The following is a 9,954-nucleotide window of genomic DNA, read 5'->3' as shown; positions in this document are numbered from 1 at the left end:
CCCCCACCGGGCGCGCCGGGAGGACCGGGCGGACCGGGAGGCTGCGGAACCCCGGGCATGCCGCCGCCCTGGCTCGCGTCGGCGAACATCGTCGCCGCGTGATGCACACCGCCGCCGGGAGGCGGCGTGGGCGGGGCGGGAGGACCGGGCGGCTGCGGGCCGTCGGGGCCCAGCGCCGAGACGAGCTGCGTCGGTACGTAACCACCCGCCGGCGCACCGGGCGGCGACGGAGGCGGGGACTGCGGAGCCGCACCCGGCGCACCGGGGGCGCCAGGCGGCGGAAACGTCGCACCGCTCCCGTGCGCGCTGCTCGCCGCGTCGGCGATCTCCTCGGCGCCGGGCGGGAGCACCCCGGGCCGCCCGGGCGCCACGGGCGGCTGCGGAGTCGCACCGGGGACCATGGGGGCCACGGCGGTAGCGGGCAGCCCGCTGCCGCCCGACATCAGCGCCGTCCTGGCCTCCGGCGGCACGCCGGGCGGCGGGGCGTCGTCATCGTCCGAGCCGGAGAGCGGCGGCGCGAACACCGTCGCCGGCAGCGGCACGGACGCGTCGTCGGAGCCGGTGGCCGAGTTGGTGTCGGTCCCGGCCCAGGGGGTCGCCCCGGCGGGCGACGCGGGCGTGCCGGAACCGGCCGGCTCATGATCGCTGCCACCGGCGCCGGGCCAGGACGTGCCGGACCCGCGCTCTGCCTGCGAGGCGTTCTCACTCCGGGCCCCGCCCCAACTGCCGCCACCGGCCGCCGAACTGGCGTCGTCCGACACCCCGTGGGCACCGGAGCCGCCCCAACCCCCGTCACCGGGCGCGGAAACGTCCCCGCCCCGCGCGCCGTCACCACCGGCCGAAAGCGCACCGGCCCCGGCGTCCGGCGCCCGTACCCCACGGGCCCCGCCCGCCGTCGCGGAAGCCGCCCCCGCGGTCACGGCGTCGGTCCAGTCGCCGCCCTGAGCCGGCGAAGCGCCCCCGGGACGCGGCCCGTGGCCCTCGGCGCCCGTGGCATTGGCGGCACCGGCAAGCGGCCAGTCACCGTCCGCGCCCGCCACGGGAGGCGGGGACGACTGCGGGTCCACACCGGCAGGAGCGCCCGCGTCCGCGTCCGCACCCCGGCGATCCGGAATACCCATCCTGTCCGCCGCGTCCTGGAGCCACTCCGGCGGCGTCAACAGGAACGACGTCTGCTCCAGATCCACCCGCTGCGCCGGAGCCGGCCCCGCGTCCGCCGCCGGTGACGGCTCCGGCGCCCCGTACTCCTCCTCGTACCGGCGGATCACCTCACCCACCGGCAACCCCGGCCACAGCGTCGCCTCCCCGCTGTCGCGGGCGATGACCAGGCGCTGCCTGCCGCCGTCCGACACCGGACCACCCTCGCGGTCCTCCGCCCACACCACGAATCCGAGTTCGAACTCGCGCACCCGCACCTCACGGTGCGACGGCACGGGCACGTCCCCGTTGACCCACTCTTCCGCGCGCTCCTGCGCCTGCGCGAAGGTCACCACCGGACCGTCACCCCTCGTCCGAAACCGGGACGGCGCGCGCGAAGCCGCCGTCGACCATCAGGTTCGCCACGGTCTCCAGCTCCGGCGGACTGCCCGCCAGCCGCTGGAGGAAGGCGTCGAAGTCCTCGCCGCACGGCAACGGCAACCGCTCCACGCGCTCGTGCACCGTCCAGCCGTCACGGTCCCGCGCGTCGTCGTACGCCACGAACCACACCGACCCGACCGCCTCGCCCCGCACCTTCACGGCCAGCAGGCCGCCCTGCACGAAAGCGACACCCAGGTAGTCCTTGGTCATGTGGTCGCGCAAGCACTTGTTGACGTACACCAGGTCGTTCACCGCGGCCTCGTCCCGCACCGTGAAGAACGGCTGGTCGACCAGCAGCCCCAGCTCCGCGTCGAGCGCCGTGCCCACCGGCGCGCACCCGCCCGCCGCCTTCAGGAACGACCGGTACGCCCCCGGAAGCCGGTAGCCGAGATCCTCCTCCACACCCTGGATCTGCTGCTCGGTCACCGACACGGAACTCTTCGGCAGCCCGAAATGCGCCGGCCGCGTCTCCTGGAGCGGACGCGTCCCGCGCTTGTCCTGGTCGACGGCGGCCGTCGTGAGCCCGCCGTGATGACGCAACAACGCCTTCACCTCTACGGGTACGAGCTCCATGCGCCGGGTGTTCGGCACGTGGTGCCAGGTCCAGCCGTGCGGGGTGGCGACCGCCGGAATCGTGTCCCACAGCTCGTGCCCGGCCGCGGCCAGCGCCGCGTTGGCCGACACGTAGTCGGTGAGCCGCAGTTCGTCGACGCCGAAACCCTCCGGAGGCTCGGCGATCTCCGCGGCGGCACGCGCGTACGGCGTGAACACCGGGAAGCCGGCTTCGTCCACACGCACACCCTGGGGATGGCGGGAGGCCCGGACCGGGTCCGGGAAATGCACGAGCTGCCCGGCGTAGGCCGCGTTCGGTGGCGCGGCTTGCTGCCCGAGCCGACCTGTCGTCATGGCGGATGCCCCCTGCTGCGTCTGGCTGGTTCGCACAGCCTATGCGGTGGGACAACAGGCGGCCCCGCCCCTCGCCTTGCGTAACGAACCGTCACACCCGCGTCACCACCGGGCGACACACGTACACGATTCACCGACCCAGCTTCCGTACCGCGCGACACATTTGGCAGGCTGTCCCAGCAACGCGGGGGCGTGCACATCAGCGGCTGCCCGCCGCGGGCACGGGAGGGGAGCACCACCAATGCACACTGCTCAAACAGCCGCTACAACGACACCGACGGGCACGCCCACGACCACCACAGCCACACCCACGGCGACGACGCCCACCGCGCCGGCCCCGGCGCCCGCCACGGCCGGCGACCCACGCCTCAGCTGGAGCAGCACCGAACCCGCCCGCGTGCCCGTGCTCACGCACCGTCGCGACGGCATCCTGCCGACGGTCGCCGCCGCGCTCTCCGTACGCGGCGCCGACACCCTGACGTGCACCGCCGGCCGGGGCGACCAGCCGCCCCCGCTCCACCCCCTCGTCCAGGACTTCCTCGACACCCTCACCAGCGGCCAGCGGGAACGCTTCACCGGACGCTGCCCCGAGGCGATCCTCCTCTCCCGCCACATCGCCGCCACCGAGGGCTCACGCTCCCGCCGCGCCTCCCGCAAACCGCTGACCACCGGCGAGGCCCGCCGCTCCCTGAAGCACTCCAAACTCACCGCCCGCCGCATCCGCGAGGACGGCGACCCCCTGCACGGCAGCTACGCCCCGCCGTGCCGCTCCTGCACGCCGATGCTCGCCCACTTCGGCGTACGCGCCGTAGACCTGACCGCGACCCCTACCGAGAAGGGCTGACCCGCAACCGATGCCGGGCCCCAACGCCACCCCGAGCCCCCACACCAACACCACCCGCTTCCCGGTGGCGGTGGACGCCGCCCTGCGCGCGGCCGGCTGGCAACCGGGACGCTGGGACATACGGCAGGCGGAGCACTGGGCCGACACCCTGCGCGCCCACACCTCCCCCGCCGGCCACCGGCACAACGTCTTCCCGGCGGCGGTCGAGGCGTGGGCCGAATTCGGCGGCCTGCACATCGCGCCGCCCGGGCCTGGCCGGCAGATCGCCCCGACCCCGGTACGTTTCGACCCGCTCCGCGGACTGCACCACGCGCGGACGCTCGCGGACCTCGGCCGGGCCCTCGGCACCGAGGTCTGCCCCCTCGGCACGGAACTCGGCGGCGAGGGCGACGAAGGCCAGGCCGTACTCGCCATCGACACGGAAGGCCGCGTCTACAGCCTGGACCACACGGGCGACTGGTACCTCGGCGCCGACGTCGACCACGCCCTCTCCACCCTGATCACCGGCACCCAGCCCAGCCGACTGACACCGGCGCAGGGGACGGCGGGGTAGTCCGCCGGGAGCCGCGCGGGGCACCCGCCGGAGCTCCAGGGTCGGTGCCGTGCCGGCAGGGATGATCGTGAGCGGTGGTGGGGCCGCGCTTCGGGGGCTCCGGGTGCGCTGTCGGTCGGTTACGCCTTCCTCGGGCGGGCCGGGAGCACCGCCGAGACGCGGAAGCCGCCCGCATCCGTCGGGCCGGACACGAAGACGCCGCCCAGCGCCGTCACCCGCTCCCGCATCCCCACCAGCCCGTTCCCCCCGCTCGGCAGCCCCGCGTCCGCCGTCCCGCCGTCCGACGGCCCGTTCTCCACCTGCATCGCGAACTCCGAGCCCCGATGCGCCAGCCGCACCCACGTCTTCGCCCCCGCCGCATGCTTGTGCACGTTCGTCAGGGCCTCCTGCACCACGCGGTACGCCGTCTGCTCGACCAGCGCCCCGCAGTCGACCGGATCACCCTCGACCGAGAACTCCACCACCATCCCGGCCTGCCGCGACTGCCCCACCAACGCCTCCAGGTCCGCCAGGCACGGCCCGTCCTCCGCCTCGGCCGCCGCGACAGCGGCCGCCGCCGCACCGACCGCCGCCAGCGGCACCGCCGACGACGTCTCGCCGTCGCGCCGCCCCGCGTCCCCCGCACGCAGCACCCCGAGCATCTGCCGCAGCTCGGTCAGTGCCTGCCGCCCCATGTCGCCGACCAGCGCCGCGTTCTTCACCGCCTTGGCAGGATCCTTCAGCGCCACCGCCTGGAGCGCCGCCGCGTGCACCACCATCAGACTCACCCGGTGCGCGACCACGTCGTGCATCTCGCGCGCGATCCGCGTCCGTTCCTCCGTACGCGCCCACTCGGCCCGCTCCTCCGCCCGGTCCGCCAGCAGCGACAGCTCCCGCTCCAGCGAATCCGCGCGTTCCCGCAAGCTCTCCATCAACCGCCGCCGCGCCCCTATATAGAGCCCGTACAGCACCGGCGGCCCGGTCAGGCCGAGCGACATGAAGAGCGACACGAGCGGTACGTACCAGGGACCGGGCCGGAAGTCCCCGTCCGCCGCGTTCGCCACGTCCTGCTGCGTCCGTACGTACGTCACGATCAGCGTGCCCGCCAGCGACATGCCCGCCAGCACCACGGTGATCCGGCGCGGCACCTCCGACGCGGCCAGCGTGTAGAGCGACACGATGCCCATCAGGTAAGCCATCTCGGCCGGCGTCACGGCGATCGCCACCAGCACCACCGCGATCGGCCACCGCCGCCGCACCACCAGCACGGACCCCGCCACCAGCCCGAACGCCACCCCCAGCGGCACCGGCAGCCCCGCGTCCCCCGCGAACCGCACACCCTCCCACGCACACTCGAACGCCGAAACCAGCGCCAGCCCCACATCCAGGACGACACTGCGCCGCCTGTCCCACCACCAGTAGCGCCGGGCGGTCATGCCCGTGGCGTCCTGATCTGCCCCCGTTACGGTCATGCCATCCACCCTACGGGCGGCCGCCACCCAATATCCGGCGACCGCGTGAGCGCGGAAACGGTCGTTGGCTCGCGGAACGTCTGTTGTCCACACGAACTACTGAATCGACCACGGTTTCGACCCAGGAGTCCGCATACCGAACAAAGCTGCTCGCATGACGGAAATCCTCGGCAAGTACGCCGACTTCGAAAGCCTTCGCGAGCAGGCAGTCCAACTGCGCAGGGACGGTCTCAGCCTGCGGCAGATCCGCGACCGGCTGAAGGTCTACAACAACGACATCCTCCAGCGCTTGGTGAACGGCGAGCCCGCACCGGAGTGGACCAAACGCCCGAACGCCAAGGACGACCTTCGAGCCGCCGCGCGCGATCTACGGCTCCAGGGCCTGACCTACGACCAGATCCAAGCGCAGTTGGGATGCTCAAAAAGTTCCATCTCGCTCTGGGTGCGGGATCTCCCGAAGCCGGATCCTCGCTACACGGACGAGGAACGCCACACCCTCATGAACGCAGGTCTCGCGCGCCTGCGCGCCACCCAGGATCAGAAGCGGCAGGAAACGAAGCGCGCAGCACGTGACGAGGTCGGCCCCCTTTCGGATCGGGAGCTGTTCCTGCTCGGAGTCAGCCTCTACTGGGCCGAGGGGACCAAGGACAAGGAGTACCGCCGCTCGGAGGTCCTCCAGTTCATCAACAGCGACCCGAACGTGATCCAGGTCTACCTCCGCTGGCTCGAGATGCTCGGGGTCACGCGTGAGCGCATGAAGTTTCGCCTGAGCATCCACGAGTCGGCGGACATTCCGGCGGCTGAGCGTTTCTGGGCCGCCCTGACCGGCGTGGACGTCGCCGACTTCCAGCGCGCGACACTCAAGAAGCATCAGCCGAAGACCACACGGAAGAACACGGCCGCGGCATACCGCGGCTGCATGATCATCTACGTCTCGAAGAGCGCCGACCTCTACCGTCGCGTGGAGGGGGCCTGGTACGGCATAGTGTTGGGTGCCGATCGAGCGACCTGACCAAATGTCCGGTTCGTCCGATCTATTCCCCTGTGGTGTAATTGGCAGCACTGAGGCTTTTGGTGCCTTAAGTCCGGGTTCAAGTCCTGGCAGGGGAGCACCAACGAACGGGTCCTGACCACACAGGTCAGGACCCGCGCGCGTTTCGGGCATGACACCCCCCGGTATCCTGCGGGTGTCCACCACCCGAAGCCGAAGGGCATCACCGTGAGCGCCAATCGCCCGGCCGCCGTCGTCGTCCTCGCAGCGGGTGAGGGCACCCGTATGAAGTCGGCCACCCCGAAGGTCCTGCACGAGATCAGCGGGCGCTCGCTCGTCGGGCACGTCGTCGCGGCCTCCCGAGAGCTGGACCCCGAGCACCTCGTCGTGGTCGTGGGCCACGCCCGTGAGCAGGTCGCCGCCCACCTGGGCTCGATCGACGCCGGGGTCCGCACCGCCGTGCAGGAGCAGCAGAAGGGCACCGGTCACGCGGTGCGCATGGGCCTGGAGCAGCTCGGGGAGGGTCTGGACGGCACCGTGGTCGTCGTCTGCGGGGACACCCCGCTGCTGACCGGCGACACCCTGGCCCGGCTCGCCGGGACGCATGCCGCAGACGGCAACGCGTGCACGGTGCTGACCGCCGAGGTTCCCGACTCGACGGGGTACGGGCGGATCGTGCGGGACCGGGACAGCGGCGCGGTCACCGCGATCGTCGAGCACAAGGACGCGTCCGACGCCCAGCGGGCGATCAACGAGATCAACTCGGGTGTGTTCGCGTTCGACGGGCGGCTGCTCGCGGACGCGCTGGGCAAGGTCCGTACGGACAACAGTCAGGGTGAGGAGTACCTCACGGACGTGCTCGGCATTCTGCGGGAGGCCGGTCACCGGGTGGGGGCGGCCGTGGCGGCCGACCACCGGGAGATCCTGGGCATCAACAACCGCGTGCAGCTCGCGGAGGCGCGCCGGCTGCTCAATGCGCGGCTGCTGGAGCGCGCGATGCTCGGTGGTGTGACGGTGGTCGATCCGGGGTCGACGTTCATCGATGTGTCGGTGACGTTCGATCAGGACGCGACGGTGTATCCGGGTACGCAGTTGCTGGGGGCGACGCACCTCGGTGAGGGGTGCGAGGTGGGTCCCAACTCGCGGCTTGCGGACACGGTCGTGCATGCGGGGGCGCGGGTGGACAACACGGTCGCGGAGGGCGCGGAGGTGGGTGCGGGGGCGAACGTCGGCCCGTTCGCCTATCTGCGGCCGGGTACGAAGCTGGGTCCGAAGTCGAAGGCCGGCGCGTACGTGGAGATGAAGAACGCCGTGGTGGGCGAGGGTACGAAGGTGCCTCATCTGTCGTACGTCGGTGACGCGACGATCGGTGAGTACTCGAACATCGGCGCGGCGAGTGTGTTCGTGAACTACGACGGTGAGGCGAAGCACCACACGACGATCGGTTCTCACTGCCGGACGGGTTCGGACAACATGTTTGTGGCGCCTGTCACGGTCGGGGACGGTGCGTACACCGCCGCCGGGTCTGTCATCACCAAGGATGTGCCGGCCGGTTCGCTGGCGGTGGCCCGGGGCCAGCAACGGAATATCGAGGGCTGGGTAGCCCGTAAGCGGCCGGGCAGCGCTGCCGCGCAGGCGGCTGCGGCGGTGGCGGAACAGGCCGACGGCGAAAGCTGACCGGAAACAGGTGCGTCGAACTCGGCGTACCGTGATACGTGCACACAAATTCGGCTGGTTCGCGCGGAAGTGGCTCGCGGCCAGAGGACACGTCTGAGGAGACAGTGCTGTGACCGGGATCAAGACGACCGGCGAGAAGAAGCTGATGCTCTTCTCCGGCCGCGCCCACCCCGAGCTGGCCGAGGAGGTCGCGCACCAGTTGGGTGTCGGCCTCGTGCCGACGAAGGCTTTCGACTTCGCCAATGGAGAGATCTACGTTCGCTTCCAGGAGTCGGCGCGTGGCGCCGACTGCTTCCTGATCCAGAGCCACACGGCTCCGATCAATAAGTGGATCATGGAGCAGCTGATCATGATCGATGCTCTGAAGCGGGCTTCCGCTCGGAGCATCACCGTGATCATTCCGTCGTACGGCTATGCCCGTCAGGACAAGAAGCACCGTGGTCGTGAGCCGATTTCGGCCCGTCTGATCGCGGACCTGCTGAAGACGGCGGGCGCCGACCGCATTCTCACGGTCGATCTGCACACGGACCAGATCCAGGGCTTCTTCGACGGCCCGGTGGACCATCTGTCGGCGCTGCCGGTGCTGGCGGACTACGTCGGTGCGAAGGTCGACCGTTCGAAGCTGACGATCGTCTCTCCGGACGCCGGCCGTGTGCGGGTCGCCGACCGTTGGTGCGACCGTCTGGACGCGCCGCTGGCGATCGTCCACAAGCGGCGTGACAAGGACGTCGCGAACCAGGTGACCGTCCACGAGGTCGTGGGTGAGGTCAAGGGCCGCGTCTGCGTCCTGGTCGACGACATGATCGACACGGGTGGCACGATCTGCGCGGCGGCGGAGGCGCTGTTCGCCAATGGTGCGGAGGACGTCATCGTCACCGCGACGCACGGCATCCTGTCGGGTCCGGCGGCGGACCGGCTGAAGAATTCCAAGGTCAGCGAGTTCGTTCTGACAAATACGCTGCCGACGCCGGGCGAACTGGAGCTCGACAAGATCACGGTGCTGTCGATGGCGCCGACGATCGCGCGGGCCGTGCGTGAGGTCTTCGAGGACGGCTCGGTGACGAGTCTCTTCGAGGAGCAGTCGTAGCGCTTCTGCGGGTCCTGCGTGTGCTGAGGACCCTGCGGTAGATCGATTTCTGGTACGGCCTCCCCGCCGGGTAGACTCCCTGAGTTGCTCGGCGAGGGAGGCCGTACTCATGCAGTACGGCGCATCCGTTATCGACGCGCTCTTCGTAGCAGGCCGTTTCGTGGCCGGGTGACCCATCCGTTTTTCGTCACCCGCGAGGAGTGCACCATGGCTGAGATCAAGATCGCCGCTGAAGTCCGTACCGAGTTCGGCAAGGGCGCTGCCCGTCAGACCCGTCGTGCCAACAAGGTTCCCGGTGTCATCTACGGCCACGGCGCCGAGCCCGTTCACGTCACCCTGCCGGGTCACGAGCTCATGATGGCGCTCAAGACCAGCAACGCGCTGCTCAGCCTGGACGTCGACGGCAAGACCGAGCTGGTCATCCCGAAGGCCATCCAGCGTCACGCCATCAAGCGCAACATCACCCACGTCGACCTGCTCGCGGTCAAGCGCGGCGAGAAGGTCACGGTCGAGGTCGCGGTCCACACCGAGGGCGAGCTGGCCCCGGGCGGCAACCTGCTGGAGAACGTACTGAACACGCTGTCGGTCGAGACCGAGGCGACGCACATCCCCGAGTCGGTCACGGTGTCCATCGCGGGCCTCGAGGCCGGTGCCTCGATCCACGCCAAGGACGTTCCGCTGCCCGAGGGCACCACGCTGGCCACCGACCCCGAGGCCATCGTGATCCAGGTCCTGGCCCCGCAGGCCGAGGAGGCCCCGGCCGAGGGTGAGTCCGAGGGCGCCGAGGCCTGAGCCTCGCCGTTCGGCTCGTAGTCGCTGTCCAGCCGCCGTTCCGCGCCTTGTGGCGCGGGGCGGCGGCTGGCGTGT

At 71.1% G+C, this 9,954-nt stretch carries 9 protein-coding genes and 1 tRNA gene; 7 read left to right on the top strand and 3 right to left on the bottom strand.

All coding sequences use genetic code 11. The annotated features are described in order from the left end of the window. Both IE185_RS23935 and IE185_RS23930 read right to left on the bottom strand, forming a co-directional pair. Positions 1 to 1,493 (bottom strand): SUKH-4 family immunity protein (locus IE185_RS23935; protein WP_506004904.1); only part of this gene is annotated, 1,493 nt, incomplete at its 3' end. A gap of 7 nt (positions 1,494 to 1,500) precedes the next feature. Further along, a complete protein-coding gene (locus tag IE185_RS23930) occupies positions 1,501 to 2,484 on the bottom strand; it encodes an HNH endonuclease (RefSeq protein WP_138898910.1) in 984 nt (327 codons plus the stop codon). 241 nt (positions 2,485 to 2,725) lie between these two features. On the opposite strand from IE185_RS23930, the gene IE185_RS23925 reads away from it, so the two are divergent. Further along, entirely contained in the window at positions 2,726 to 3,328 is a 603-nt protein-coding gene (locus IE185_RS23925; RefSeq protein WP_138898911.1) for a YwqJ-related putative deaminase, read from the top strand. Positions 3,329 to 3,338: 10 nt separating this feature from the next. Next, positions 3,339 to 3,881, top strand: a complete 543-nt coding sequence (locus IE185_RS23920; RefSeq protein ID WP_138898912.1) for an SUKH-3 domain-containing protein — start codon at positions 3,339 to 3,341, stop codon at positions 3,879 to 3,881. 119 nt (positions 3,882 to 4,000) lie between these two features. Here IE185_RS23920 and IE185_RS23915 read toward each other — a convergent pair whose 3' ends face one another. Next, complete coding sequence (locus tag IE185_RS23915) at positions 4,001 to 5,332, bottom strand: sensor histidine kinase (RefSeq protein ID WP_189715965.1); 1,332 nt, start codon at positions 5,330 to 5,332, stop codon at positions 4,001 to 4,003. A 154-nt stretch (positions 5,333 to 5,486) separates the two neighbouring features. On the opposite strand from IE185_RS23915, the gene IE185_RS23910 reads away from it, so the two are divergent. The 5 genes from IE185_RS23910 (at position 5,487) to IE185_RS23890 (ending at position 9,879) form a co-directional block, all read left to right on the top strand. Continuing rightward, the gene (locus IE185_RS23910; protein WP_138896325.1) at positions 5,487 to 6,344 is read left to right on the top strand and encodes a hypothetical protein; all 858 of its coding nucleotides are present in this window, start codon (positions 5,487 to 5,489) and stop codon (positions 6,342 to 6,344) included. 26 nt (positions 6,345 to 6,370) lie between these two features. Further along, positions 6,371 to 6,442: transfer RNA gene (locus tag IE185_RS23905), tRNA-Gln, on the top strand. Positions 6,443 to 6,551: 109 nt separating this feature from the next. After that, a complete protein-coding gene (glmU, locus tag IE185_RS23900; RefSeq protein ID WP_138896326.1) occupies positions 6,552 to 8,000 on the top strand; it encodes a bifunctional UDP-N-acetylglucosamine diphosphorylase/glucosamine-1-phosphate N-acetyltransferase GlmU in 1,449 nt (482 codons plus the stop codon). 109 nt (positions 8,001 to 8,109) lie between these two features. Next, positions 8,110 to 9,087, top strand: a complete 978-nt coding sequence (locus tag IE185_RS23895) for a ribose-phosphate diphosphokinase (RefSeq protein ID WP_138896327.1) — start codon at positions 8,110 to 8,112, stop codon at positions 9,085 to 9,087. A gap of 207 nt (positions 9,088 to 9,294) precedes the next feature. Then, a complete protein-coding gene (locus IE185_RS23890; RefSeq protein WP_138896328.1) occupies positions 9,295 to 9,879 on the top strand; it encodes a 50S ribosomal protein L25/general stress protein Ctc in 585 nt (194 codons plus the stop codon). Positions 9,880 to 9,954: the final 75 nt, after the last annotated feature.

The organism is Streptomyces chryseus (assembly GCF_014650755.1).
GTDB classification, from domain to species: Bacteria; Actinomycetota; Actinomycetes; order Streptomycetales; family Streptomycetaceae; genus Streptomyces; species Streptomyces chryseus.
This window is presented reverse-complemented; position numbering and strand designations above follow the sequence as displayed.

Coding starts and splice junctions, on each gene's coding strand:
- IE185_RS23930 (WP_138898910.1), bottom strand. CDS start 2,484: ATGACGACAGGTCGGCTCGGGCAGCAAGCCGCGCCACCGAACGCGGCC.
- IE185_RS23925 (WP_138898911.1), top strand. CDS start 2,726: ATGCACACTGCTCAAACAGCCGCTACAACGACACCGACGGGCACGCCC.
- IE185_RS23920 (WP_138898912.1), top strand. CDS start 3,339: ATGCCGGGCCCCAACGCCACCCCGAGCCCCCACACCAACACCACCCGC.
- IE185_RS23915 (WP_189715965.1), bottom strand. CDS start 5,332: ATGACCGTAACGGGGGCAGATCAGGACGCCACGGGCATGACCGCCCGG.
- IE185_RS23910 (WP_138896325.1), top strand. CDS start 5,487: ATGACGGAAATCCTCGGCAAGTACGCCGACTTCGAAAGCCTTCGCGAG.
- IE185_RS23890 (WP_138896328.1), top strand. CDS start 9,295: ATGGCTGAGATCAAGATCGCCGCTGAAGTCCGTACCGAGTTCGGCAAG.